Origin of the sequence: Dyella sp. SG609 (assembly GCF_012275375.1) — a bacterium.
GTDB lineage: Bacteria > Pseudomonadota > Gammaproteobacteria > Xanthomonadales > Rhodanobacteraceae > Dyella_D > Dyella_D marensis.
On the sequence record NZ_JAAZQJ010000005.1, the window covers coordinates 169,776 to 194,995 of the forward strand.

Annotated in this window: 17 protein-coding genes; 10 read left to right on the forward strand and 7 right to left on the reverse strand. The window is 68.7% G+C overall.

What is annotated here, in order from left to right; translation table 11 throughout:
* The first annotated feature begins 9 nt into the window (after positions 1-9).
* The 4 genes from FHW85_RS11255 (at position 10) to FHW85_RS11270 (ending at position 6,446) form a co-directional block, all read left to right on the forward strand.
* Entirely contained in the window at positions 10-1,158 is a 1,149-nt protein-coding gene (locus FHW85_RS11255; protein ID WP_168648294.1) for an SO2930 family diheme c-type cytochrome, read from the forward strand.
* A 67-nt stretch (positions 1,159-1,225) separates the two neighbouring features.
* Complete coding sequence (locus tag FHW85_RS11260; protein ID WP_168648295.1) at positions 1,226-3,673, forward strand: TonB-dependent receptor; 2,448 nt, start codon at positions 1,226-1,228, stop codon at positions 3,671-3,673.
* 4 nt (positions 3,674-3,677) lie between these two features.
* Complete coding sequence (locus FHW85_RS11265; protein ID WP_168648296.1) at positions 3,678-5,090, forward strand: coniferyl aldehyde dehydrogenase; 1,413 nt, start codon at positions 3,678-3,680, stop codon at positions 5,088-5,090.
* Positions 5,091-5,264: 174 nt separating this feature from the next.
* Positions 5,265-6,446, forward strand: coding sequence for a M35 family metallo-endopeptidase (locus tag FHW85_RS11270; RefSeq protein ID WP_168648297.1), 1,182 nt, complete (start codon positions 5,265-5,267; stop codon positions 6,444-6,446).
* Positions 6,447-6,510: 64 nt separating this feature from the next.
* On the opposite strand, the gene FHW85_RS11275 is transcribed toward FHW85_RS11270, so the two are convergent.
* Entirely contained in the window at positions 6,511-7,950 is a 1,440-nt protein-coding gene (locus FHW85_RS11275; protein WP_167253530.1) for an outer membrane protein transport protein, read from the reverse strand.
* Between the two features lie 313 nt (positions 7,951-8,263).
* On the opposite strand from FHW85_RS11275, the gene FHW85_RS11280 reads away from it, so the two are divergent.
* Both FHW85_RS11280 and FHW85_RS11285 read left to right on the forward strand, forming a co-directional pair.
* Positions 8,264-8,554: a YcgL domain-containing protein gene (locus tag FHW85_RS11280; protein WP_167253528.1), complete on the forward strand. Its 291-nt coding sequence runs from the start codon at positions 8,264-8,266 to the stop codon at positions 8,552-8,554.
* A gap of 69 nt (positions 8,555-8,623) precedes the next feature.
* A complete protein-coding gene (locus tag FHW85_RS11285; protein WP_168648298.1) occupies positions 8,624-12,088 on the forward strand; it encodes an ankyrin repeat domain-containing protein in 3,465 nt (1,154 codons plus the stop codon).
* Here the strand turns inward: FHW85_RS11285 and FHW85_RS11290 are convergent.
* The 3 genes from FHW85_RS11290 to FHW85_RS11300 all read right to left on the reverse strand — a co-directional run bounded on the left by FHW85_RS11290 (position 12,073) and on the right by FHW85_RS11300 (position 16,274).
* Positions 12,073-13,194: a glycosyltransferase family 9 protein gene (locus FHW85_RS11290; protein ID WP_168648299.1), complete on the reverse strand. Its 1,122-nt coding sequence runs from the start codon at positions 13,192-13,194 to the stop codon at positions 12,073-12,075. The two genes, FHW85_RS11285 and FHW85_RS11290, sit on opposite strands and share 16 nt — an antisense overlap.
* 247 nt (positions 13,195-13,441) lie before the next feature.
* Positions 13,442-15,280: a monovalent cation:proton antiporter-2 (CPA2) family protein gene (locus tag FHW85_RS11295; RefSeq protein ID WP_167253522.1), complete on the reverse strand. Its 1,839-nt coding sequence runs from the start codon at positions 15,278-15,280 to the stop codon at positions 13,442-13,444.
* 97 nt (positions 15,281-15,377) lie between these two features.
* Positions 15,378-16,274 (reverse strand): LysR substrate-binding domain-containing protein, encoded by an 897-nt coding sequence (locus FHW85_RS11300; RefSeq protein WP_168648300.1) that lies wholly within the window; start codon positions 16,272-16,274, stop codon positions 15,378-15,380.
* A gap of 114 nt (positions 16,275-16,388) precedes the next feature.
* On the opposite strand from FHW85_RS11300, the gene FHW85_RS11305 reads away from it, so the two are divergent.
* Both FHW85_RS11305 and FHW85_RS11310 read left to right on the forward strand, forming a co-directional pair.
* Entirely contained in the window at positions 16,389-16,976 is a 588-nt protein-coding gene (locus FHW85_RS11305; protein ID WP_167253518.1) for a DUF4865 family protein, read from the forward strand.
* A 10-nt stretch (positions 16,977-16,986) separates the two neighbouring features.
* Positions 16,987-17,367, forward strand: coding sequence for a tautomerase family protein (locus FHW85_RS11310; RefSeq protein ID WP_167253516.1), 381 nt, complete (start codon positions 16,987-16,989; stop codon positions 17,365-17,367).
* A gap of 167 nt (positions 17,368-17,534) precedes the next feature.
* Here the strand turns inward: FHW85_RS11310 and hemB are convergent, their stop codons facing one another.
* Positions 17,535-18,527 carry a porphobilinogen synthase gene (gene hemB / locus FHW85_RS11315; RefSeq protein WP_168648301.1) on the reverse strand — a complete coding sequence of 331 codons (993 nt, stop codon included), beginning with the start codon at positions 18,525-18,527 and terminating at the stop codon, positions 17,535-17,537.
* Positions 18,528-18,644: 117 nt separating this feature from the next.
* Entirely contained in the window at positions 18,645-19,739 is a 1,095-nt protein-coding gene (gene ugpC, locus FHW85_RS11320) for a sn-glycerol-3-phosphate ABC transporter ATP-binding protein UgpC (protein ID WP_168648302.1), read from the reverse strand.
* Positions 19,740-19,892: 153 nt separating this feature from the next.
* On the opposite strand from ugpC, the gene FHW85_RS11325 reads away from it, so the two are divergent.
* Together FHW85_RS11325 and glk are read left to right on the forward strand one after the other, a co-directional pair.
* Positions 19,893-21,242 (forward strand): GH1 family beta-glucosidase, encoded by a 1,350-nt coding sequence (locus FHW85_RS11325; protein ID WP_168648303.1) that lies wholly within the window; start codon positions 19,893-19,895, stop codon positions 21,240-21,242.
* A 45-nt stretch (positions 21,243-21,287) separates the two neighbouring features.
* Positions 21,288-22,307: a glucokinase gene (glk, locus tag FHW85_RS11330; RefSeq protein WP_168648304.1), complete on the forward strand. Its 1,020-nt coding sequence runs from the start codon at positions 21,288-21,290 to the stop codon at positions 22,305-22,307.
* A gap of 161 nt (positions 22,308-22,468) precedes the next feature.
* On the opposite strand, the gene hrpB is transcribed toward glk, so the two are convergent.
* Positions 22,469-24,979 carry an ATP-dependent helicase HrpB gene (gene hrpB / locus FHW85_RS11335; RefSeq protein WP_168648477.1) on the reverse strand — a complete coding sequence of 837 codons (2,511 nt, stop codon included), beginning with the start codon at positions 24,977-24,979 and terminating at the stop codon, positions 22,469-22,471.
* Positions 24,980-25,220 lie beyond the last annotated feature (241 nt).

Consider the following 25,220-nt stretch of genomic DNA (forward strand, 5'->3'; position numbering starts at 1 on the left):
GCGGTGGCGATGCGCAAGCGGTTTCTGCAAGGCGCCTTCGCGCTGCTGGCGGCGGTTGTGCTTGCCGGTTGCCAGCAGGGCATGGCGCCGGTGGCGTTCCACGCGGACGGCCGTCCGCCGAAGCTGAGCGACTGGCACGTGGTGGAAGCACGCGGCGGCAAGCTGGTGCTCAACCAGGGCGTGGTGCCGTACGACCTCAACACGCCGCTGTTCACCGACTACGCGCACAAGCTGCGCACGATCTGGATGCCCAAGGGCACGGCGGCGAAGTACGACGCCACCGACACCTTCGACTTCCCGGTCGGCACGGTGATCAGCAAGACCTTCTATTACCCGAAGACGGCCGACGGCAAGGCCGGCGACGTGGCACGCAGCTACGACAGCGCGCACGACTTCGCCGGCGAAGGGCTGGATTTGTCCAAGGTGCATCTGGTGGAAACGCGCATCCTGGTGCATCGCGCGGACGGCTGGGCGGCGATTCCTTATGTATGGAACGACGCGCAGACCGAAGCCGACCTCGCCCGCACCGGCGCGGTGCTGCCGCTCACCCTGGTGGCGGATGACAAGTCGCGCGAAGACTTCAACTACGTGGTGCCCGACGAAAGCCAGTGCTCCAGCTGCCATGCGCAGGACTGGGTGTCGCGCAAGATCCATCCGATCGGCCCGAAGGCGCGCCATCTCAACCGCGACTACCACTACGCGGACGGCACGCAGAACCAGCTCGAACATTTGATCAAAGCAGGCTATCTCACCGGCGCACCCGCCAGCGCGCAGGCGCCGCGCAATGCCAACTGGATGGACGAGCACGCCGCGCTCGATGCCCGCGCACGCGCCTACCTCGACATCAACTGCGGCCATTGCCACAACGCCAAGGGCGCGGCCAACACCACCGGCCTGACGCTGGAAGCCAGCGCGCCGGAAGACCGCCACCTCGGCATCTGCAAACCGCCCGTCGCCGCGGGCCGCGGCACCGGCGACCACCTGTTCGACATCGTGCCCGGCCAGCCGGACGACTCGATCATCGCCTACCGCATGGCCTCGGCCGACCCGGGCGAGATGATGCCGGAACTGGGCCGCAGCACCGTGCACCGCGAGGGCGTGGCGCTGATCAAGGCCTGGATCGCGGCGCAGCAAGGGGGCTGCGTCACGGTGCGCTGAACACACACAAGAACCAGCACGGCGACCGCGTGGGGACGCGGCGCCGTCCACGAGGGGAGAACCGCCGATGAGCATCCGTCCACGTCCGCTGTCCGCCGCGCTGCGCCAACTGCTGGGAGGCACCGCACTGCTGCTGTGCGCGCAGATCGTCCATGCCGACGACCAGAACGCCGCGCCCGCCGCGCAGGACCAGGCCGACCCGAACAAGGCCAAGCTGCTGGACAACATCACGGTGACGGCGCAGAGCCGCAGCCAGGAAATGCAGTCGGTGCCGATCCCGCTGCAGATCGTCACCGCCAAGCAGGTGGATACGCTGGCGGCGACCGACCTGAGCAAGATGGATATGTTCGTACCGGGCCTGGTGGTCAGCGCCGACCAGCCGACGCAGCCGCGCTACCAGTTGCGCGGCATCGCCACCAGCGACTTCGGCGTCGGCACCGAGCCGGCGGTGGGCGTGTATATCAACGGCGTGTACGCCGCACGCTCCGGCGGTGCGCTGCTGGCCTTCAACGACTTGGCGCGCATCGAGGTGCTGAAGGGGCCGCAAGGCACGCTGTTCGGCCGCAACGCGGCAGCCGGCGCCATCTCCATCGTCACCAACGAGCCGACCGATCGCTTCGAAGGCAAGGCGCGCCTGCGCGTCGGCAACTACGGCAAGGTCTATGGCGACGCGCTGCTGAACCTGCCCATCAACAAGGACATGGCGCTGCGCGTCAGCGCGTACGACAACCAGAGCGACGGCTGGGTCAAGGACGCCGCCAGCGGCAAGCGCTACGGCGAGGACAACGACTGGGGCACGCGCGCGGTGTTCCGCTGGAACCTCACGCCCGACACGCGCATGCTGCTGTCCTGGGATCACGAGAAGCTCAACCAGCCGCCGCATCCGGCCTTCGGACTGGTGCCGCTGTCCAACGATACCAACCAGCGCCCACCCTTTCCGGCCGATCCCGCCACCTATCTCAACCCGCTGCACGCACCGCTGTACAACGACTCGGTGGGCGGCCGCGAATCGCGCACGTTCGACGGCGTGACGCTGAGCTTCGACCACTCCTTCAGCTGGGGCAGCCTGGTGTCCACCACCGCGTGGCGCGGCTTCGACACGTTCAACCGCGGCGACTACGACGGCACCAACCATATCGTCAGCTATCTCGATACCACCAATATCGAGCACAACAACAGCTGGTACCAGGAGTTCAAGCTCTCCGGCACCACCGGCATCGCCGACTGGGTCGGCGGCGTGAGCTACTACCAGGAGCAGGCGCGGCAGACCAGCCAGACCAATATCTTTACCGACAGCCTCGACACGCTGGCCAACAACATCATGGGCGTGGGCACGCCGCTGACCGACATCAGCAACGCGCTGGCGGGTTTTGGCTTGCCCTACACCTTGCTGGGCGATCCCTGGCACGAGGCGATAAGCAACGTCGGCAAGTTCAAGGCGTATGCGGCGTTCGGCGACGTGATCTGGCACGTCAGCGACCGTTTCAACATCACCACCGGCATCCGCTACACGCGCGACCAGAAAACCTTCTCCTGGTACAACATGCCGCGCAGCGCGCCGCAGTTCGACGGCACCGTGCAGGCGCTGGACCAGGCCGGCGTGCTGGCCATGCTGCCGCCGGAAGCGCAGATGGCGCTGGCGGCGTTCGGCAACAACGTGATCTTTACCGACGCCGTGGGCGTGCCGGTGCGCTTCCACAACACCTGGAACAACGTCAGCCCGCGCCTGGTGCTGGATTACAAATTTGCGCCGGACGTGATGGGCTACGCCTCGGTAACCAAGGGCTACAAGGCCGGCGGCTACAACAGCGTCCAGGTAGGTTCGCGCTTCGCGCCGGAGAAGGTGATCAATTACGAAGCCGGCCTGAAGACCACTTTCCCCGAGCACAACCTGATGCTCAACGGCTCGGTGTACTACTACCGCTACGACAACAAGCAATCGCTGAGCCTGGACCCGAACAGCGCCGGCTCCGGCGTGCCGCGCTACCTGGTCAACAGCACCGACCAGGAAGCCAAGGGCCTGGAACTGGAAGCCCTATGGCAACCGGTGCGCGACCTGCGGCTGAACTTCACCGGCGCGTACATCGATGCCACCTACCGCAAGGCGGTGGCCGATTCCGGCGCGGTGCTGACCGGCCAGCCCACCGGCGAGCCGCGCTTCTCCTACACGGCGGGCCTGGCCTATACGTGGCACAACGTCGCCAGCGGCCAGCTGGAGTTCAATCTGAACTACGCTTACCGCGGCAAGTCCCGCTGCAACGACGACTCACGCCTGCAGGGCGAGTGCATCATCAGCCCCAACTTCAAGGTGGGCGAAGCGCAGAAACGCACCGACGCACGCCTGGACTGGCATGCGCCGGGCGACCGCTGGGGCGTCGCGCTGTATGCAAGCAACCTGTTCAACGACCGCTACGTGACCGGTGTGGACAACATCACCGCCACCGTATTCGGCACCCCGTACGCCAACATCACGCCGCCGCGCATGTGGGGCGTGGAATTCCGCGCCAAGTTCTAGACCGATGACCATCGAACCGCTCGACCTGAAGCTTCAACTCCAGCGCATGCGCGAAGCCCACGCACGCGAGCCCGCGCCGGGCTGGTCCGGGCGCGCCGCGCGCCTGCGTGCCTTGAGCGATCTGATCACGCAGCACCGGGGCGACATCGCGGAGGCCATCCACCAGGACTTCGGCGGCCGGCCGGCGCAGGAGACCGATCTGCTGGAGGTGTTTCCCAGCCTGTCGGCGATCCGCCACGCGCTGGCGCATGGCCGGCGCTGGATGAAGCCGAAGCGCAGTTGGCCGGGCCTGCTGTTTCTGCCGGCGCGCAACGAGATCCGGCCGCAGCCCTTGGGCGTGGTGGGCATCATCGTGCCGTGGAATTACCCGTTGTTTCTCGCTGCCGGCCCGATGGTGGATGCGCTGGCGGCCGGCAACCGGGTGATGGTGAAGATGAGCGAGTACACGCCGCATTTCTCGGCCTTGTTCGCGCAATTGGCGGCGCGGTATTTCAAGCCGGAGGACGTGTGCGTGGTGACGGGCGACGCGGATGTCGCGCAGGCGTTCTCCGCGTTGCCGTTCGATCATCTGTTGTTTACCGGCTCCACCGCGGTGGGGCGCCATGTGATGCGCGCGGCTTCCGCCAATCTCACGCCGGTAACGCTGGAGCTGGGCGGCAAGTCGCCGGCGATCGTCGGGCCGGGTGCGCGCTTCGAAAATGCAGTGGAACGTATCCTGGTCGGCAAGCTGTTCAATGCGGGGCAGACCTGCATTGCGCCGGATTACGTGTTGCTGCCGCGCGGGCGCGTCGACGAGTTCGTCGCTGCTGCGCGCGAGGTTGCCGCACGCCTGTACCCGCAACCGGTGCGCAACGAGCAGTACGCCAGCATCATTTCGGAACGCCAGTATCGGCGCCTTGCCGCCTTGCGCGATGACGCGAAGCGCGATGGCGCCACGGTCACCTTGATGGGCGGCGACGCCGACGACGTACCGCGGCGGCGCATGACGCCGGCCTTGCTCACCGGCGTCAGCGAAAGCATGGCGGTGATGCAGGAGGAGATCTTCGGCCCGCTGCTGCCCCTGGTGCCCTACGACGACATCGACCAGGCCATCGCCTACGTCGCCGCCCATCCGCACCCGCTGGCGCTCTACCTGTTCGAGGAAGACGGCGCCCTGGTCGACCGCGTACTCGCCCGCACCACCGCCGGCGGCGTGACCATCAACGACACGCTCTACCACATCGCCCAGCATGAGCTGCCGTTCGGCGGCGTGGGGCCTTCCGGCAGCGGCGGCTATCACGGCGAAGCGGGCTTCCGCACGTTCTCGCATATGAAGTCGGTGTTCCGGCAGGCGCGGGTCAATGGCGCGGGCCTGCTCAATCCGCCGTATGGCGAACGCTTCCGGAAGATGCTGGCGCTGATGCTCAAGCGCGGCTGACGTAGGTTGGGGTGAGCCAAAGGCGAACCCCAGCAACGTATGCCACCTAAGAATCGTCGGAATCTGCTTCTGTCCTTCGCTTTTAAGGAGAAAGCTTATTGAGTACGAGGACCCCTGTTCGGAGTATCCGAAGCCCCATAGCAGGCTTCATGCCGACAAGGAGTTTATCGACTCATGTCCCCGCACAGGCTCTTCCTCGCCTTGCTCATGCTGCTGTGCATGCTTCCACTGCATGCCCTGGCGGCACAGAACGATCTCGTCGTCAGACTCCGCAGCCCGGACTCCCTGAGCGCCAGGGAATCTGGCCGGGTGATCGTCTCGATCACCAACAAGAGCTCAAGAGTCCTGCTCCTGCCGAGGGTCAAGACACCGCTTTTCAATCCCGACGATCACCTGATGAATAACTTCATGACGGTGCTCGATGCCAACGGCAAGCAAGCGAAGTTCATCGGGCGCTTTGTCACTCTGGTGTTCGAGGCGAAGCATTATTTCTACGTAGCCATCCAGCCAGGGCAGACGCTAGACAGGGAAATCGACCTCGCCCAGGACTATGACTTGCGCGCAGGCGGGGTATTTCGCGTCAGCTACGTGCAGGACTACGGCGAGACGGATCTTTATGAATCCGATGATTACGCGCCGTACAAATCCGCGAGCAACGAACTCACTATTTTCATCAGCAAGGCACTTATCCGCACGAACGCCAAGACAGGCGCGGAAAGAATCCGGTACACCCCGCCAAAATGCGACATTGAAGAACTAGCCGCCATTTCCAGGGCCGTATACAACGCCGCTTGGTGGAACTATGAGGCGTGGAACTTACTGGCGGATAACGTCGATATCGAGGAGCGCGAAGAAGAGGTCGAAGGCCGCCCTATCACCCTGGTTCGATGGGGAATGAAGGCAACTCCTGACTATGTATTCTGGTTTGGTGAACCAGACCGGGACGAAGGTTTTGCCGAAGAACTTCTTGGCTATCCCGACCACAATCGAACTGATTTCAAACCACTGGGCGTGGTAAGCGCAGTTTGGGATGCGCTCTTTTCCACACCTTTTCATTGCGGCTGCGACCCAGCCAAGTACGACGATCGCCAGACCTTAGCTTGGGCAAATCAGTCGGAAGGCGCGATCAATTACTGCAAAGCCTTTTTCAGCGCGCCGCCTGACCGCCCCTCTGGTCAGTCCATCACCGTGCTGCATGAAATCAGCCACCTTCTTTCCGATCCAAACCTGGTGACATCGGACTACGCCTATGGCCGCAAGCAGGCACATGCGCTCTCGCTATCCAACAGGACGCAAGCCACCCGCAACGCCGACAACTACAACTTCTATATTGAGGCGATAAACCACGTCCACTGATCGCCCATAAAAAAACCTCCCCGCTCGCACGGGGAGGTTTTTATCGTTCCGCTTGCCGCAATACTTAGAACTTGTACTGCGCCGACAAGCTCAGCAGGTTGCCGTAGTCGTCGGAGCTGCCGGTCAGCACGTCGTTGGTCGCGCTGATGGCGCCGTTCATGTGCGCTTCGTTGACGAAGATGTGCGTGTAGCCGGCATTGATCTCGAAGTGCTCGCTGGCCTTGTAGCCCACGCCGAACGAGAGGAACTTGCGGGTCGAGTCCGGCACGCGCGGGCTGCGGGTGGCGGCGTAGGTCGGGGTGGTGTCCACCGAGACGCCGGCGCGCAGGGTCAGCTTGTCGTTGACGTAGTAGTCGCCACCGACGGCGGCGTACCAGGTGTTGCGCCAGCTGTAGTTTTCCACGCTCGGCGGCTGCGCCGGGTTGCCGTAGTTGACGCGCAGCTGCTTGAACACGTCCCACTTGGTCCAGGCCAGGTCGAAGCCGATGCCGAACTTCTCGTCCTGGTGCCACACGCTGGCGGTGGCGGTGGCCGGGGTGGTGAAGTCGGCGGTGCCGGTGGTGTGGGTGAACGGCACGCCGCCGGCGCCGGCCAGCAGCGCGGCCACGGTCGGGTTGGCCAGCAGGGCCTGCACGTTGGTCGGGACGGTGAAGTTGCCCGTGCCTTCCAGCTTGTGGTCGATCTTGGCGCGGTAGTTGAAGGCGATGCGGTCGTTCGGGGTCAGCTTCCAGTAGCCGCCCAGCTGCCAGCCGTAGCCCCAGTCGTCGCCCTTGATGCGGGCCAGGCCGTCGCTGCCCGGGGGCACCACCAGGCCGACCTGCTGGCCCAGCGCCGCCGCCTGCGCCGGCGAGATGGCGCCGGCCTGCGCGGCCTGCTGCACCAGGCCCAGGCCCACGCTATTGAAGTTGATCGCGCTGGTCAGCTCGGCGCTGGTGCGCTGGGCGATGAAGCTGGCGCCCACGGCGAAGTTGTCGGTCACGTCGAACGAGGCGGACAGCGTGCCGTCCAGCGACTCGAACTTCGACTTGATGCCGTTGTAGCGGCCGACCCAGTTGCGGTCGTATTCGGTGAGGAAGCCGAACGGCACCGAGAAGCCGGCGCCGATGTGCACGCGGTCGCTCACCTGGGTGGCGAAGAACAGTGCGGGCACCGGCATGGTGGTGCCGGCGTCGCCGCCGTTGCCGCCGCTGATCGGGCGGCCCAGGGCGTCGTGGGCGCTGCCGCTGAACTTGGTGCCGAAGTTGATCGCGGTGACGTCGGCCTGGAAGTAGGTGCCCTTCAGGTCGGTCATCGCGGCAGGATTGTTGACCACTACGGAGACGTCGCCGCCGGCCGTCGCCGAACCGGCGTAGGCGCGGCCCATCGACTTGGCGCTGTTTTCCTTGAGCTGGAAGGCGCTGGCTTCGGCGCGCTGCGGCGCGACCAGGGCGCCGGCCACGGCCAGGCTCAGGGCGGCGAAGGCGAGCGGGCGGGCCGCGCGCTTGAAGAAGAGAGAATTCGGCATCGGAAGCTCCTGCTTATCGTTAGTCCGGATCGGGGCACACAGTAAGGGGCTGACCGGTAAGAAAATTCATACGCGCGTTTGACATCCCCGGGCGGCACTGTGCCGTCTTAACGAAAGCCTTGCAAGTGCGGTCGCAGCAATGAAAGGTTCAGCCAAGCCGAGGGGCTGTTCCGGTGTCGATCACGGCTGTTCGGCCACGTATTGCGGGAGATCGTCGCCGCGCGCGTTGACCATCGCGGCCCAGGCGCGGACCATGGCGGATTGTCATCACCGGCCCGTCGCCTCGACGCGCCGCCGCTTTCGGGGCACTCCTATGCACTGTTTCGTTTACGCCAGCCTGCGCAAGGCCGATACCTATGTCTGGCTCGCGCGCCAGGGCGACTTCAGCGTGCTGCCGGCTTCGCTCACCCAGATGCTCGGCGAACTGCGCTTCGTGCTCGAAGTCGAACTCGATGCCCAGCGCAAGCTGCCCAAGGAAGATGCCGCCGCGGTGCTGGCGAACCTGCAGGCCCAGGGCTGGCATCTGCAGCTGCCGCCGGCCAACAGCATCGCGGCACCGCAGCCGGTGCTGAAGGAAACGCCGCTGGACGAACACGGCGAGTGAGTGCGCACGCCTTGGGCGTTAACGCCTGATTACCTTCTCTCATTCAGACGATTCCTATACTCCGCGCCCATGTCCTATTCCAAAACGCGCCGCCCGCCGCCTTTCCTGCAGGGTCTGCTCTGGTTCGTGCCCGGCCTGCTCGCGGTCGCCGTCGCGGCGCTGAGCGCCAGCCCGCTCTCGCTGATCCCCCTGCTGCTCGCCAACGCGCTGACCATGGCCGCGGTCTGCCATGCGATCGGTTTCGATCCGGAGCCGCGGTTCCTGCGCACGGTGCTGCGCCGCGGCGCGGCGCATCTGGTGATGTTCACCGGCTATGTGGTGCTGGTGTTCCTGCTGGTGGCGTGGCCGATGCTGCGGCTGAACCAGGCGCACAGCCTGAGCGCGGCCCTGCTGCTGGCCGGCGCGCTGGTGGTGGCGCTGGCGGCGCTGTGGCGGATGTGGCCGGCGTTCGGCCTGGTCTACGTGTGGGACGACGCGTACCCACCGCAGAGTGACGGCTCGTGGATCTTCACCGCCACCGCGCGCAGCATCGCGTTCGGCCGGCACCTGTCGCGCGAAGAGCGCTTCTTCACTCATTACTTGCCGGCCGCGATCGCGCTGCTGGCGCTGGCCTTCGCGGCGATCGCGCTGGCCGGCCTGTACGGCGTGCTGCCGCCGGAGCTGCGCATCGCGGCGCTGGCCATCTACGGCGTGGTGCTGCTGCCGCTGGGTTGCCTGGTCATCGCCAACCGCACCTTGCGCGCGCTGCTGTGCGAAGGCCGCCGCCCGGCGCGCGCGTCCGCACCCGCCCGCAGCGAACCGGCCCAAGCTCCGACGCCGAAGCCCGCGCCGGTGCTCAACGAACAGGAACGTACCGCCGGCACGCCCGAACAGGCGCAGGCGCTGCTGGCCGCCACGCGCGACGGCGATATCGAACGCGCGCTGGCGCTGATCGAAGCCGGCGCCGATCCGAACACCGCGCCGCCCACCGGCGACCGCGACCAGCGCCCCGTGCTGATGCTCGCCGCGCTGCTGCCCGATACGCGCCTGCTGCGCGCGCTCATCGCCAAGGGCGCCGACGTCAACCGCGCCAGCGGCGGCCTCACGCCCTTGCTGGCCGCCACGCGCGACAGCTGGCACGGCCGTCCCGATGCGGTGATGACCCTGCTGGCCAACGGCGCCAGCCCGCTGGCTACCGATGCGGAAGGCAACACCGCGCTGCACGGCGCCGTGCACAGCGGCGAGCCCATCGTGGCCGCCATGCTGCTGGATGCCGGCGCGCCGGTGAACGCGCTCAACCGCGCCCGCGTCAGCGCACTGGCCACCGCCTGCCGCGCGGCGAACTGGCCGCTGGTGAAGTTCCTGCTGGAGCACGGCGCCAAGCCCACGCCGCCGGATGGCGAGCCGGCGCTGGTGGCGGCGTCCGGCATTGCCGAGGACGACGCCGAGGGCGTGCGCCTGCTGCTCAAGCATCGCGCCGCGGTGAACGCGGTGGATTCGCGCCATCGCAGCGCGCTGATGGAAGCGGCCGGCGAAGGCCATGAACAGATCTGCCGCGCGCTGCGCAGCGCCGGCGCCGACGTCACCCTGGCCGACCGCCACGGCCGCACCGCCCTGATGGAAGCGGCGCGCGCCGGCAAGGTCGGCATCGTGCAGCTGCTGGCCGAGGCGCAGCCGGATGCGCGCGTGCGCGACGTGCACGGCCGCGACGCGCTCACCCTCGCCTGCCAGTCGCCGCAGGCGCATGCCGAAACCGTGCGCGCCCTGCTCGCACTCGGCGCCGAGGCGAAGACGCCGGGCGCCGACGGCCGCAGCGCGCTGGACCACGCCGCCGCCGCCGGCCGCTGGGACCTGGTCGCCCTGCTCGACCCCGACACCCCGCTGCCCACCAACCTGCGCTTCGACGAAGCGCTGGCCGAAGGCGCGGACACGCCGGCGCATCTGCTCGACGCGCTGCGCTTCGGCCACTGGGCCATCGTGTCCACCTTCACCCAGCGCGTGAAGGAATGGCCGGCCGCGCAGCTCGCCCAGCTTTATCTGGATCTGGCCGGTCCCGGCCTGGGCTCGGCCCGCCGCTGGCTGCTGGAACATGCGCTGGCGCCGGAAGCGCGCCTGCAGCCGCAGCTGGTGGACGATGCCGAAGTGGCCGAGGGCATCGAAGCCGCGCTGCCGCCGCTGGGCCGCCGCCTGTTCGACGCACTGCTGCCGCAGCTGCCGGCCGCGGCGGAAGCCATCGAAGACCTGCTCGCCGCTGGCGCCAGTCCGGCCGGAGCCGGCCTGCTCGCGCAGGCGCTGCAGCGGCTGGACGACAGCGCCGCGGCTTCCGCGTTCGCGCTGGGCCTGCTCGAGCGCGGCGCCGATCCGTTCGGCGTCGATGCGCGCGAGCGCACGCCGGTGCACCTGGCCGCCGCGCAAGGCCAGCTGCCGGTGCTGCAGGCGCTGCTGGCGCGCGGCAGTGATCCGAATACGCGCGACACGCAGGGCCGCACGCCGCTGTTCGCCGCGCTGGAACATGGCGAGAAGGCGCTGCCGCTGGTGCGCGTGCTGGTCGCCCACGGCGCCGACGCCGAAGCCACCGACGCCAACGGCGAGACGCCGCTGGGCCTGGCTTTCGATCATCCCGAGATCGAACGCTGGCTGGACTGGGGCGACTGGGCGCGTCCACGCCGCCCGCTGCGCGCCGACGACCTGCCGGCCGCCGCCGCGGCCGGTGCGCTGGCCGCGGTGGAACGCTTGCTCGATCTCGGCTTCCCGGTGAACACGCAGGACCGCCAGGGCGCCACCGCCCTGCTGCACGCCTGCGGCATGGGCCATCGCGACGTCGCCGCGCGCCTGCTCGATGCCGGCGCCGACAGCTCGCTGGCCGCCGCCAATGGCATGACCCCGCTCGCGGCGGCCGTCGCCGCGCGGCGCGATGCGCTGGTGGGCTTGCTGCTGGAACACGACGCGAAGGTGGACGCACGCCTGCCGGGCGAGGCCACCGCGCTGATGGTGGCCGCGGCGATGGGTTATCCGGAAATCGCCGAGCAGCTGCTCGACGGCGGCGCCGACATCAACGCGGTCGACGCACGCGGCCACGGCGCCCTCCACGCCGCCGCGCAGTTCGGCTTCGAACACAACGACAGCCTGCGCGCGCGCCGGCTGTTCGATGCGCTGCTCAAGCGCAACGCGGACGTCAACCTGGCCGACAAGGAAGGCATGGCGCCGCTGCAATTGCTGCTGGGCGCGCACCTGCGCCCGGGCAGCCCCTGCGATGCCACGCATATCGGTGCGCTGGTGCCGGTGCTGCTGGATGCCGGCGCGCGCATCGAGCACGCCGACCAGCGCGGCGTCACCGCGTTGCATGCATGCGCGATGCATGCGCTGCTGCCGCCGGCGCGCGTGCTGCTGGCGCGCGGCGCGGACCGCAGCGCGGCGGATGCATTCGGCCGCACCGCGGCCGACGTGGCGCGTGCATTGGGCCTGGTCGATATCGCGCACGAACTGGCCGCGCGCGCCGGCGCCATGCCGAGCGTGCGCCAGACCCTGCGCCAGCCGGCTCAGCCGGCCGAGTAAGCGGCCCGCGCCGGCACCCGTCGCGCCGCCGCGACGGGTAATGCCGGCTCTGCGCGCACAGGCAAGCGCCACCACGCCTGCGCTGCTTCCTCCACGCCGATCGCGTCCACCCGCGGCGTATGCGGCAGGCCGCCCAGCACGGTGACGGCGCTGCCGCCGGCGCTGCGCGGCGCCCACATCGACGGCCAGCGATGGCCGAACAGCACCACCAGCGGACAGCCGACCGCCGCAGCCAGATGCGCCGGCCCCGTATCCACCGACACCATGCTGTGCGCGCGCTCCATCAAGCCGCGCAGCAGGCCCAGCGGCAGGCCGCCGGCCGGCGCGATCAGGCGCGGCAGCCCCGCCTCGGCGCGGATCGCGGCGAGATAGCCCGCTTCGGCGGCGCAGCCGCACAGCAGCACGTGCGCATCGGGTTGCCACTGCAGGATGGCGCGCGCCAGCTGCGCCCAGCGCGCCACCGGCCAGGACTTGTCGTCGTCCGCCGCGTCGCGCATGCCGTTCCAGCGCATGGTGCGTTTGTTCGCCGGCTGCAGCAGCACCAGCGGCTGCGTCGGCTCCACGCCGTGCGCGCTCAGCCACACGCTGGCATCGGCACGTTCGTCCGGCGTGGCGCGCAAGGACGGCGCGTGGAGGTGGCGCGACGGATCGAGCGCGGGCGTGCCGGCGAATGCCTCCGGCGTCAGGTCGCCGAAGCGCAGCAGCCAGTCGATCCAGTGCTCGCCCTCGCGCAGCGGAATGTCTTCGATGAATACGCACCGCTCTGCGGGAATGCCCGCCAGCGCCAGCATCGGCCGTACCTTGGTGCGCGTGCGCACGTCGGGCTCGCAGATATAGAACGGTGCCTCGCGCATTCCGCGCAGCGCCAGCGCCACGGCAAGCCGGCGCGGATTGGTCCACAGCCAGCCATGCTGGCTGGCGAACCAGTGCACCGCGGCGACGTCTTCGCTGCTGCCGTACAGCGTGCGCGAGCACTCGCCCAGCGAGACGAGGCGGCATGGCGCGCCGTAACGCAGATGCAATTTGCGCAGCAGCGGCGCGAGCAGGACGGTATCGCCCAGGCGGCCGAAGCGGATCACTACCGGTGAAGCGGCGGGCAAAGCCATGCGGCGGCGGCCTCGGAACACGGCCTGGCGCGGCCCGCCCCGCGGCGGCACGGCTCCAGGCTCCGCGCATCTTTCCCGATCGGCGTCGAAATGAGTTGCGCCTGCGGGGGCGCAAGTTCAGGCGTTCAGTGAGGGATGGTGTAACGGCGTAGGTTGGGGTGAGTAACCCCAACGTGGCGAGGCGTATCAAGGTGCCGGCGTTGGGGTTCGCCTGCGGCTCACCCCAACCTACGCCATCCGTGCCGGGTCAGTTGGAGTCCTGCGCCGGCACCGGCGCCACCGCCGCTTCCTCGCGCTCCCGCTTGGCGATCGGATCGTCGTCCGCATCGAACAGATGCATCAGATCGTTCAGCGCTTCCCTCGAGGTCTGCACCAGCCGCGTCTCGTCGTCGTACACCAGGTACTGCGCCTTCAGCAGCTTCATGTCGTGCTGGCGGAAGCGCTCCACGCGGTCGGCCGCCAGTTCGCTGGACAGCCCCAGCGCCTCCAGCGTCTTGCGCGTCATCTTCAGGCTGGAAGAAAACGTCTCGCGCACCGGTTCCTCGATGCCCAAGTCCATCAGGCGGAACACGTGCTGGCGATTGCGCGCGCGGGCGATGATCTTCAGGTGCGGATACTGCCGGCGCACCAGGCGCGCGATGCGCAGGTTCGCTTCCGGGTCGTCGGTGGCCAGCACGAACACTTCGGCCTGGTCTGCCTGCGCGGCGCGCAGCAGGTCGGGGCGCGCCGGGTCGCCGAAGAACAGCGAGGTGTTGTTGAAGCGGCGCAGCGTGTCCATCTGCTCGACCGAGGATTCCAGCGCCACGAACGGAATGCGCTGCGCGCGCAGCACGCGGCCGACGATCTGCCCGACGCGGCCGAAGCCGGCGATGATCACGCGCGGCGGCGCGGTCTCGATGGTGTCGTATTCGCGGTCGGGCTTCTTCGCCTTGATGTCCACCGCCTTGGCCACCACCGCCACCACCAGCGGGGTCATCGCCATCGACAGGGTGATCGCCAGCACGATCAGGCCCTGCTGCAGCTCGGTGATCAGGCGCTGCTCGCCGGCCTGCTTCAGCACCACGAAGGCGAACTCGCCGCCGCAGGCCAGCAGCACCACCATGCGCAAGGTGTCGGCCCGGTTCAGCGCGCCGACGATGCGGCCCAGCGGCCACAGCAGCATGCCCTTCACCGCCAGCACGCCCAGCGTGATCGCCAGCACCAGCAGCGGCTGGTGCAGCAGCAGGGAGATGTCCATCGACATGCCCACGCTGATGAAGAACAGGCCCAGCAGCAGGCCCTTGAACGGCTCGATATGCGATTCCAGCTCGTGGCGGTATTCCGAATCGGCCAGCAGCACGCCAGCGAGGAAGGCGCCGAGCGTGGACGACACGCCGACTTCCTCCATCAGCCAGGCCGTGCCCATCACCACCAGCAGCGCGGTGGCGGTGGAGACTTCCTGCGCATTGGCGCGCGCCACGAAACGGAATACCGGGCGCAGCAGATAGCGGCCGCCGACCACCACCACCACGATGGCGCCCACCGTGCGCAGGATCGCCTGCGGCTCCACGCCATGCGGCGAGGCGCTGCTGGCCAGCAGCGGCACGGCGGCGATCAACGGGATCGCGGCCAGGTCCTGGAACAGCAGCACGGCGAAGGTGATGCGGCCATAGGCCGAACCGGCCTCCTTGCGCTCGGCCAGGATCTGCAGGCCGAACGCGGTGGACGACAGCGCCAGGCTGCCGCCGACGATGGCCGCGGCATTGGCGGTAAAGCCGAACAGGAAATAGCAGGCCAGGCCGATCGCCACGCTGCAGGCAGCTACCTGCAGCAGGCCGGCGCCGAACACCGCGCGGCGCATCACCCACAGGCGCTGCGGCGAGAGCTCCAGGCCGATCACGAACAGCATCAGCACCACGCCGAATTCGGAGATGGTGGCCACGCCCTCGGTGTCGCCGACCAGGCCCAGCGCCTGCGGGCCGATGACCACGCCGGCAATCAGAAAACCGAGCACGGCGCCGAGGCGGAAGCGCTTGGTCAGCGGCACGGCGATCACCGTTGCCAATAGAAAGACCAGCGCGGTGTTGAGAAAGGAATGGCTGTCCACGAGCGCTGCCGGCAGAGGGGATGCGGACGATTATTTCATGCGACGCGGCAGGCGCGAATGACGAAAGCGGACCGATTGCACGCGGCGGCGATGCGCATCAGGCGAACGCGGAGAGTCCTTCCAGCCGCTGGCGCAGGATCGCCTCCAGCCGCGCGATCGCCGGCGCCGGTTCCGCCTCGGCGCGATGCAGGTGCAGGCCCAGCAGCGGCAGGCGCGGCAGGCCGGCTTCCTCCGGCGCCAGTGCGCGCACCGAGGGCGGCAGGCCCACGCCCGTGCGCAAGGCCACGCCCAGGCCGGCGGCGACGGCGGCCCAGATGCCGGCGAGGCTGGCGCTGGTGAAGGCGATGCGCCAGGGAATGCCGGCGCGGTCCAGCGCGGCGGCGGCGGCGGTGCGCATCAGGCAGGGCGCGTCGAGCGAGACCAGCGGCAGCGGTTCGCCGCTGTCCGCGCTCCAGCCGGGCAGGTCGGCGGCGGGGCCGATCCAGCGCATCGGGATCTCGCCCAGGCGTTCGGCATGCGGCGTCACGGTCGGCGTGCCGGCATCCCAGGCCAGCGCCAGGTCCAGCCGGCCGCCGGCGACGCGGTCCAGCAGCTCGGCATTGCGCGCGATGCGCGCCTCGATGCGCACCTTGGGATGGGCGCGGGCGAAACGGCCGAGCACGTCGGGCAGCAGGGCCTCGCCGAAATCCTCCTGCAGGCCCAGCCGGATCCAGCCCTCCAGCTCGCCGCCCTGCAGCGCGGCGGCGGCTTCGTCGTTCAATTCCAGCAGCCGGCGCGCATAGGCCAGCATGGTTTCGCCGGCCTCGGTCAGCGCCATGCCGCGCCCCTGCCGGCGCAGGATCGGCGTGCCGGCCTGCTCTTCCAGTTTCTTGAGCTGCGCGCTCACCGCCGAAGTGGAGCGGCCCAGCCGGTCCGCCGCCTTGGCGAAACTGCCCAGGTCCACGCCCAGCGCGAAGCTGCGCAGCACATCGAGATCGAAGTTCACCCGCCGCATGGAGCCGCCTCCGCCATCATCCGGTTTTGCCGGACGATGAGTTTTGAATTTCCCGATTTTCCGGACGACTATGTGGCGTTACGGTAGGCCCCGTCAACCGCACGGAGTGCCGCCATGCTGGCCATGCAATACGCCTTCGTCCTGCCCGCCGACTACGACATGGGCATCGTCCGGCGCCGCATCGCCGAGAAAGGTTCGATGCTCGACGACTTCCCGCGCCTGCGCTTCAAGGCCTACCTCAGCGCCGACCGCCGCGGCGCACGCCTGCCGACGCGGCAGAACCTCTATGCGCCGTTCTATCTATGGGACGACGCCGAGGGCATGAACGCGTTTCTCGGCAGCAGCGGCTTTGCCGGCGTGACGCAGGCCTTCGGCTGGCCGGAAGTGCGCACCTGGTCGGTGTGGCGGGGCGAGGTGTCGCCGGAAGCCCGGCAGGCGGTGTGCGCCTCGCGCGACCTGGAAAACATCGCGCCGTATACCGACCTGGACGAACTGCGCGAGCGCGAAGCCGACAAAGTCCGCGCCGATCTCGCCGACGGCGCGCTCGCCGCGGTCAGCGCCTTCGACCCGACGCATTGGACCCTGGTGCGCTTGCGCCTGTGGCACGAGCTGCGCCCGGAGCTGGCCCGCGATGGCCGCCAGCTTTACGACGTCGGGCATGTGTCCCTGCCCCGCCGCCATCTTTCCCCCGTCACCGCCTGAGGAATCCGCCATGCCCCTGGTCCGCATCGCCCTGCGCCGCGGCAAGTCCGCCGCCTACATCGCCGCCTTGCGCAACGGCATCTACCGCGCCATGCGCGAAGCCTTCGATGTGCCGGAGAACGACCGCTTCATCCTGGTCAGCCAGCATGAGGCGGAAGAATTCGATTACGACCCCGGTTATCTGGGCATCGCGCGCGACGACGATCTGGTGATGGTGCAGATCGCCTGCAACAACACGCGGACGACGGAGAAGAAGCAGGCGTTTTATAAGCGCATGGCGGAGCTGCTGGCGGAGGAGCCGGGGCTGCGGCCGGAGAATCTGCTGATCAATCTGCTGGAGACGGGGAAGGAGAACTGGTCGTTTGGTAATGGAATAGCGCAGTACGTCTAGTGCAACTCTTCTCCCCTCCGGGGAGAAGATGCCGGCAGGCAGATGAGGGGCGGGTGCTCGCCAAGACGGTTAGACAGGGCGTGGCTTGCTTACCGCCTCTGCTTCATCGCTCCGCCCGACCCCTCACCCCAACCCTCTCCCCGGAGGGGAGAGGGAGCTAAGAGCGGTTATTCGCCCCGCAGCCAGCGCGCCGCATCGATCGCGTAATAGGTCAGGATCGCATCGGCGCCGGCGCGCTTGAACGCGGTCAGCGATTCCAGCACCACCGCCTTCTCGTTGAGCCAGCCGTTCATCGAAGCGGCTTTCAACATCGCGTACTCGCCGCTCACCTGGTACACGAAGGTCGGCATCCCGAACGCATCCTTCACCCGCCGCAGCACGTCCAGATACGGCATGCCGGGCTTCACCATCACCGCGTCGGCGCCTTCGCCGATATCCAGCTCCACTTCGCGCAGCGCTTCGTCGCTGTTGCCGACGTCCATCTGGTAGGTGTGCTTGTCGCCCTTGCCCAGATTCGCGGCCGAGCCGACCGCATCGCGGAACGGGCCGTAGAACGAAGAGGCGTACTTGGCCGAGTAGGCCAGGATGCGTGTGTGGATATGGCCGGCGTCTTCCAGCGCCTCGCGGATGGCGCCGATGCGGCCATCCATCATGTCCGAGGGCGCCACGAAATCCATGCCGGCCGCGGCCTGCGCCAGCGACATCTTGATCAGCGCCTCGACGGTGGGCTCGTTCATCACGTAGCCGTTCCCGTCGATCAGGCCGTCCTGGCCGTGGGTGGTGTAGGGGTCCAGCGCCACATCGCCGATCAGGCCCAGCTGCGGGTACGCCGCCTTCAGCGCGCGCGTGGCGCGCTGCATCAGGCCGTCGGGGTTCCAGGCTTCGCGGGCGTCTTCGGTCTTTACCTGCTGGCCCGGCGAGGGGAACAGCGCCAGCGCGGGGATCCCTAAGCGCACGCATTCGCCGGCAAGGTCCAGCAGGCCATCGATCGACAGCCGCTCCACGCCCGGCATCGACGGCACCGGCTCGCGCTGGCCTTCGCCTTCGATCAGGAACGCGACCATGATCAGGTCGCTGGGCAGCAGGGTGTGCTCGCGCATCAGCGCGCGGGAGAAGGCGTCGCGGCGCATGCGGCGCATGCGGATGGCGGGGAAGCTCATGAGTGGGTCTCGTCGGGACGGGAACCCGTGCATGTTAGCGCCAGGCGGGAGCAACGCCTGGGAATCGGGCATTTTGCCGCGCTGTCCCCGTGGGGGTTCGCTGGCGCTCACCCCAACCTACGCGATGCGCGCGCCCTCGCCCTTGGCATCGAAAAAATGCAGCCGCTCCGGCGCGAAGCCGAAGTGCAGCTCGCTGCCGGGCGCCGGCAGTTCGCGCGGCGGCATGCGCGAGACCAGGGCCAGCTCGCCATGGCGCAGGTTGAGGAAGACCTCGTTGCCCACCGGCTCCACCACCTCCAGCTGCGCGCTGAGCGCGGCGCCGTGCGCGCCGGGCTGCAGCAGCAGATCCTCCGGGCGCAGGCCGACCACCACGTCGCGGTCGCGCCAGGCTTCCAGCGCCGCGCCCTGCGGCAGCTCGCCCAGCATCAGTTCGCCCTGCGGCATGGCCAGCTTCCAGCCGCCGTCGCGGTACAGCACGCCGCGCAGCAGGTTCATCGCCGGGCTGCCGAGGAAGCCGGCCACGAACAGGTTGGCGGGGCGCTCGTACAGGTTCATCGGCGTGTCGATCTGCTGGATCACGCCGCCGCTCAGCACCACGATGCGCTGGCCCAGGGTCATCGCCTCGATCTGGTCGTGGGTGACGTAGACCATGGTGGCCTTCAGACGCTGGTGGATGCGCGCGATCTCCACGCGCATGGAAAGGCGCAGCTTGGCGTCCAGGTTGGACAGCGGCTCGTCCAGCAGGAACACCTTCGGGTCGCGCACCAGCGCGCGCCCCAGCGCCACGCGCTGGCGCTGGCCGCCGGACAGCGCGGCGGGGCGCGCATCCAGGCGCTGTTCCAGCTCCAGCATCCTGGCCGCCTCGGCCACGCGGCGGTCGATCTCGGCCTTGGGCTGGCCGCGCAGCTTCAGGCCGAAGCCGAGGTTCTCGGCCACGGTCATGTGCGGATACAGCGCGTAGTTCTGGAAGACCATGGCGATGTCGCGGTCCTTCGGCGCCACCTCGTTCACCACCCGCTCGCCGATGCTCAGGGTGCCGCCGCTGATCGATTCCAGCCCCGCGATCATGCGCAGCAAGGTGGTCTTGCCGCAGCCGGAGGGGCCGACCAGCACCAGCAGCTCGCCGTCGGCGATCTCGAAGCTGGCCTCCGCCACGCCGACGTGGCCGTTCGGATAGACCTTGCGCAGCTTGTCCAGGCGGACCTTGGCCATCGATGACGTCTCTCTTCTCTCAAGGCACGGCCGATCGAACCATGCGGGCGGGGCGCCGGCCAGCCGGACGGGCTGCACAAGCGGGAAACATTCGGATATTCTCCAATGTAAACGTTTACATCAAGCCGCGATGCGGCATCCGGGACATCCACCATGACCAGCTACCGCTTTCCCGAAGGCTTCCTGTGGGGCGCCGCCACCTCCGCCTACCAGATCGAGGGCTCCCCGCTGGCCGACGGCGCCGGCCCGAGCATCTGGGAACGCTTCGCGCACACCCCCGGGATGATGGTCGGCGGCGACACCGGCGACGTGGCCTGCGACCACTACCGCCGCTACAAGGACGACGTGCAGCTGATGAAGGCGCTGGGCCTGCAGGGCTACCGCTTCTCCATCGCCTGGGCGCGCGTGCTGCCGGAAGGCACCGGCCGGGTCAACGAGAAGGGCCTGGATTTCTACAAGCGCCTGGTCGACGAGCTGCTGGAGCACGGCATCGCGCCGAACGCCACCCTGTTCCACTGGGACATGCCGGCGGCGCTGGACGACCGCGGCGGCTGGCTCAACCGCGACAGCGCGCACTGGTTCGCCGAATACGCCGAGGTGATGTTCAAGGCGCTGGACGGCCGCGTGCAGCGCTGGGCCACGCTCAACGAGCCGTGGGTGGTCACCGACGGCGGCTATCTGCACGGCGCGCTGGCGCCGGGCCACCGCAGCAAGTACGAGGCGCCGATCGCCGCGCACAACCTGATGCGCGCCAGCGGCGCCGGCATCCAGGCGTATCGCGCGCACGGCAAGCATGAGATCGGCGTGGTGTTCAACATCGAGCCGAAGTACCCGCACTCGCAGAGCCCCGAAGACCTGGCCGCCACCCGCCGCGCGCATGCCTACATGAACGAGCAGTTCGCCGATCCGGCCCTGCTCGGCAGCTATCCGCCGGAGCTGAGGGAAATCTTCGGCGAGGCCTGGCCGGATTTCCCGCAGGACGACTTCAAGCTGACCCGGCAGAAGGTCGACTTCGTCGGCATCAACTACTACACCCGCGCGGTGGTGAAGAACGATCCGGCCCAGTACCCGCTCAAGGCCTCGCCGGTGCGCCAGCCCAACAAGACCTACACCGAGACCGGCTGGGAAGTGTTCGAGCAGGGCCTGACCGACACGCTCACCTGGTTCAAGCAGCGCTACGGCGACATCCCGCTGTACATCACCGAGAACGGCTCGGCCTTCTACGATCCGCCGGTGGCCGAGGGCGACGTGCTGGACGATCCGCTGCGCACCGGCTACCTGCGCAAGCACCTGCGCGCGCTGCACAAGGCGATCGACGCCGGGGTCAACCTCAAGGGCTACTACGCCTGGTCGCTGCTGGACAATCTGGAATGGTCCCTGGGTTTCTCCAAGCGCTTTGGCCTGTACCATGTCGATTTCGCCACGCAGAAGCGCACGCCGAAGGCGACCGCGAAACTCTATGCCAGGGTCATCGAGAGCAACGGCGCGGTGCTGGACGATTGAGTCCGCACCCGGCACGCTTTGCGTGATCCGTTGCCAGGACCTTTCATGAGCTCGACTTCCAGCGCCAACACCCTGCTCGCCGACCTCGGCGGCACCAATGTCCGTTTCGCCCTGGCCGACCCGGCCCTGCCCCAACCCCTGCTGCTGGACAGCGTGCGGCGCTACCGGGTCAAGGATTTCCCGTCGATGGCGGACACCATCCGCCAGTACTTCGCCGACAGCGGCCGCTCGGCCGAGCGCGCGGTAATCGCAGCCGCCGGCCGCATCGTCGACGGCGAGACGGTGAAGGTCACCAACAATCCCTGGCAGGTGTCGGCGCACGAGCTGGCCGCGGAGCTGAAATTCGACTCGGTGCGCCTGATCAACGACTTCGCCGCCCAGGGCATGGCCGTGCCGCTGCTGGCCGCCGCCGAGCTCACCCCGGTGGGCGCGCCGCAGCCGCCGAAGATCGGCGCGCATCACGCGCAGACCTTCGTGGTGGTCGGCCCCGGCACCGGCCTGGGCGTCGCCGGCCTGCTGCTGCGCGACGGCCGCTGGACGGTGCTGGAAACCGAAGGCGGCCACGCCGGCTTCGCCGCGCACACGGCGGAAGACGTGGAGATCCTGCACCGCCTCAACGCGCGCTTCGGCCGCGTGTCGAACGAGCGGATGATCTGCGGCAACGGCCTGGTCAATCTGTATCTGGCCCTGGCCGACATCGAAGGCCTGAAGGCCGAGGAATACACCCCCGAAGACATCACCGCCCACGCCAACGCCGGCACCGACCCGCTGTGCGTGCGCGCGGTGGAAACGCTGGCCGGCATCTTCGGCAGCGTGGCCGGCGACCTGGTGCTGAGCCTGGGCGGCTGGGACGGCGTCTTCCTCACCGGCGGCGTGCTGCCGATCCTGATGCCGTGGCTGCAGCGCGGCGGCTTCCGCGAACGCTTCGAATCGAAGGGGCGCTTCAAGGAGACCATGGAGCAGGTGCCGACGATCGCGATGGTGCATCCGGAGACCGGGCTGCTGGGGGCGGCGGCGTTTGCGGTGTTGGAGAGCGGCAGGCCGCTGGTACCGGCAGCCGGCTAAGTGAACCCTTCTCCCCTCCGGGGAGAAGGTGGCGGCAGCCGGATGAGGGGCGGGTGCTCGCGGTGGAAGATCGACGAAGCATCGCTCGCCTTCAGGCTGCCGCTTTCTACGCTCCGTAGGTCCCCCTCACCCCAGCCCTCTCCCCGCTGGGGAGAGGGAGTTCAGGTGCCACGCGGCTTCGCCCTGTGCGTCGGCGTCGCGCTCCACGGATCGTCCGGCCACGGATGCCGCGGATAGCGCCCCTTCAGTTCCTTCTTCACTTCCGGATACGTGCGCTCCCAGAAGCCTTTCAGGTCCTGCGTGACCTGGATCGGCCGCCCCGCGGGCGACAGCAGATGCAGCGTCACCGGCACGCGGCCATTGCCCACGCGCGGCGTATCGGCCAGGCCGAACAGTTCCTGCAGCTTCACCGCCAGCACCGGCGGTTCGCCGGCGGCGTATTCGATGCGGCGGCTCATCCCGCTGGGCACGGTGAGGTTTTCCGGCGCGTGCGCCTCGAGCGCGCGGCGTTGTTCGTAATCGAACAGCGACGACAGCGCCTGTGACAGTTCCTCCGCGCTCAGCGCATCGAAGCGGCGCTTGCCGTCGAGATAAGGCCCCAGCCAGGTTTCCAGCGAAGCGAGCAGCGCGTCGTCGCTGACGTCCGGCAGGCCGAGCTCCGGCATCCATTCCCGCACCGCCTGCATGCGCAGCCGCAGACGGCGTGCGTGCTCGCTCCACGGCAGCGCATCCAGTCCCTTCGCGCGGATCGCCGCCAGCAGCGCGGGCAAGGCATCTCCGGGCTGCACCGGCACGCTGCGCCGCGACAGCACAATGCCGGCATAGCGGTGTTCCTCGAACGCCTCCACCGCATTGCGCTCGTCGTTCCAGCGCAGCGCGCGCTCGCGGCGGAACTGCGCGGGATAGTCGCGTTCCAGCACGCGCGGATCCAGCGGCGCGGCGGCCAGGATCAGGCTGTCGCGCGCCTCGTAGCGCAGGTCCAGCGCCACCAGCCAGGGTTCGCCGAGCAGGGCCGTGCCTTCGTGCAGGCGCGCGCCGCGGCCGTTGGCGAGCGTGTAGCGCAGGGGATTGTTGTCGTCGCGCCGCGCCACGCGATCGGGAAACGCATGCAGCAGCAGATCGCCGACCGCGTGGCTGTCCGGCACGCCGCTGGCGGCGGTGCGCAAATCCAAGCGACGACGCCAGCCCTTGCTGGCTTGTTCGATCGCGGCCAGCGCGCCGGTATCGGCGCCGCCGCGCGCGCCGGCGGTGCGGCGGTCGCGCCAGGCGTGCAGCGCATCGACGCGCGCTCGGAAATCGTCGCTGCGCGCCTGTTCGCCGCGCAGCGGGGAGCGCGCTTCCATCAGCGCGAGCAGGTCGGCGACCAGTGCGTGCAGTTCGGGCGGCGCGCGCATCGCCGCGGCGGCGAGGCGTGGCGCCGCGCCGAGTTCCAGCATGCGGCGACCGAGCGAGGTGATGCGCGTGCTCGCATCGAGCGCACCGAGTGCGATCAGCAGTTCGCGCGCCTGCGCCAGCGCACCGGACGGCGGCGCATCGAGCCACGGCAGACTGCCGCTCTCGGCCGTCACACCCCACGCCGCCAGTTCCAATGCCAGACCGGACAGTTCCGCCTGCGCGATCTCCGCCGTCCGCGACGGATCCAGCCGCTTGCTCTGCGGCCATAGCCGATACGCCGTGCCTTCGGCCACGCGGCCCGCGCGTCCGGCGCGCTGATCCGCCGACGCCTGCGAAATCGTCACCGTTTCCAGCCGCGTAAAGCCGGAATTCGGATCGAAGCGCGGCTCGCGCGCCAGGCCGCTGTCGACTACCGCGCGGATGCCCGGCAAGGTCACGCTCGATTCCGCCACGTTCGTTGCCAGCACGATGCGCCGCGTGCCCGGCTCGGCCGGGCTCAGCGCGGCCTGCTGTTCCGCTATCGACAGCTCGCCGTGCAGCGCGACTACGTCGACGTCGCCGCGCTCCAGCGTCTGCGCCAGCACCGCCTCGGCACGCGCGATCTCGCGGCGGCCCGGCAGGAAGGCCAGCACGTCGCCGTCGTTTTCCTCCAGGGCCAGCCGCGCCACGCGGGCCAGCTGATGCTCGGTGCTTTCCTGGGTGCGTGCCGGCGGATAGTCGACGCGCACGGGAAAGCTGCGGCCCGGGCTGCTGATGCGCGGCGCGTCCAGCCACTGCGCGATGCGTTCGCCGTCGAGCGTGGCGGACATCACCACCAGGCGCAGCTCCGGGCGCAGCGTGGCCTGCACGTCCAGCGCCAGTGCCGCGCCCAGATCGCCCGCCAGATGCCGCTCGTGGAATTCGTCGAACAGGATCGCACCGATGCCGCCCAGTTCCGGGTCGTCCTGGATCAGCCGCGTGAGGATGCCTTCGGTCACCACTTCGATGCGCGTCTTCGCGCTGACCTTGGATTCGAAGCGGATGCGATAGCCGACCGTCTGCCCCGGCTCCTCGCCGAGCTGGCGCGCCATGAACTGCGCGGCGGCGCGCGCGGCGATACGGCGCGGTTCCAGCATCAGCAGCTTGCCGCCGGCCAGCCAGGCTTCGCCAAGCAAGGCCAGCGGCACCTGGGTCGTCTTGCCGGCGCCGGGCGGCGCTTCCAGCACGAGGCGCGGATGCGCCGCGAGGGAGGCGCGGATCTCGGGGAGCAGCGGGGTGATGGGGAAGGCGAGAGTCATCGCCGGAATGATAACGGCCTTCAACGGAGAGACCCTTCGCCCCTCCGGGGAGCACGCGGGGAGAGCACATGGATGTGCTCTGCTTTGAGGAGCGAGGAAGGTGCCGGCAGGCGGATGAGGGGCCGGGGCTCGCTACGGAAGATCGACGAAGCGTCGCTCGCTTTTGTGCTCGCGCTTCACCGCTCCGTAGGCCCCCCTCACCCCAACCCTCTCCCCGCAGGGGAGAGGGGGTAAGTGCGCG

Excerpts from the sequence above, each read along its gene's own strand:
- FHW85_RS11255 (WP_168648294.1), top strand. The coding sequence starts at position 10 with ATGCGCAAGCGGTTTCTGCAAGGCGCCTTCGCGCTGCTGGCGGCGGTT.
- FHW85_RS11260 (WP_168648295.1), top strand. The coding sequence starts at position 1,226 with ATGAGCATCCGTCCACGTCCGCTGTCCGCCGCGCTGCGCCAACTGCTG.
- FHW85_RS11265 (WP_168648296.1), top strand. The coding sequence starts at position 3,678 with ATGACCATCGAACCGCTCGACCTGAAGCTTCAACTCCAGCGCATGCGC.
- FHW85_RS11270 (WP_168648297.1), top strand. The coding sequence starts at position 5,265 with ATGTCCCCGCACAGGCTCTTCCTCGCCTTGCTCATGCTGCTGTGCATG.
- FHW85_RS11275 (WP_167253530.1), bottom strand. The coding sequence starts at position 7,950 with ATGCCGAATTCTCTCTTCTTCAAGCGCGCGGCCCGCCCGCTCGCCTTC.
- FHW85_RS11280 (WP_167253528.1), top strand. The coding sequence starts at position 8,264 with ATGCACTGTTTCGTTTACGCCAGCCTGCGCAAGGCCGATACCTATGTC.
- FHW85_RS11285 (WP_168648298.1), top strand. The coding sequence starts at position 8,624 with ATGTCCTATTCCAAAACGCGCCGCCCGCCGCCTTTCCTGCAGGGTCTG.
- FHW85_RS11290 (WP_168648299.1), bottom strand. The coding sequence starts at position 13,194 with ATGGCTTTGCCCGCCGCTTCACCGGTAGTGATCCGCTTCGGCCGCCTG.
- FHW85_RS11300 (WP_168648300.1), bottom strand. The coding sequence starts at position 16,274 with ATGCGGCGGGTGAACTTCGATCTCGATGTGCTGCGCAGCTTCGCGCTG.
- FHW85_RS11305 (WP_167253518.1), top strand. The coding sequence starts at position 16,389 with ATGCTGGCCATGCAATACGCCTTCGTCCTGCCCGCCGACTACGACATG.
- FHW85_RS11310 (WP_167253516.1), top strand. The coding sequence starts at position 16,987 with ATGCCCCTGGTCCGCATCGCCCTGCGCCGCGGCAAGTCCGCCGCCTAC.
- hemB (WP_168648301.1), bottom strand. The coding sequence starts at position 18,527 with ATGAGCTTCCCCGCCATCCGCATGCGCCGCATGCGCCGCGACGCCTTC.
- ugpC (WP_168648302.1), bottom strand. The coding sequence starts at position 19,739 with ATGGCCAAGGTCCGCCTGGACAAGCTGCGCAAGGTCTATCCGAACGGC.
- FHW85_RS11325 (WP_168648303.1), top strand. The coding sequence starts at position 19,893 with ATGACCAGCTACCGCTTTCCCGAAGGCTTCCTGTGGGGCGCCGCCACC.
- glk (WP_168648304.1), top strand. The coding sequence starts at position 21,288 with ATGAGCTCGACTTCCAGCGCCAACACCCTGCTCGCCGACCTCGGCGGC.
- hrpB (WP_168648477.1), bottom strand. The coding sequence starts at position 24,979 with ATGACTCTCGCCTTCCCCATCACCCCGCTGCTCCCCGAGATCCGCGCC.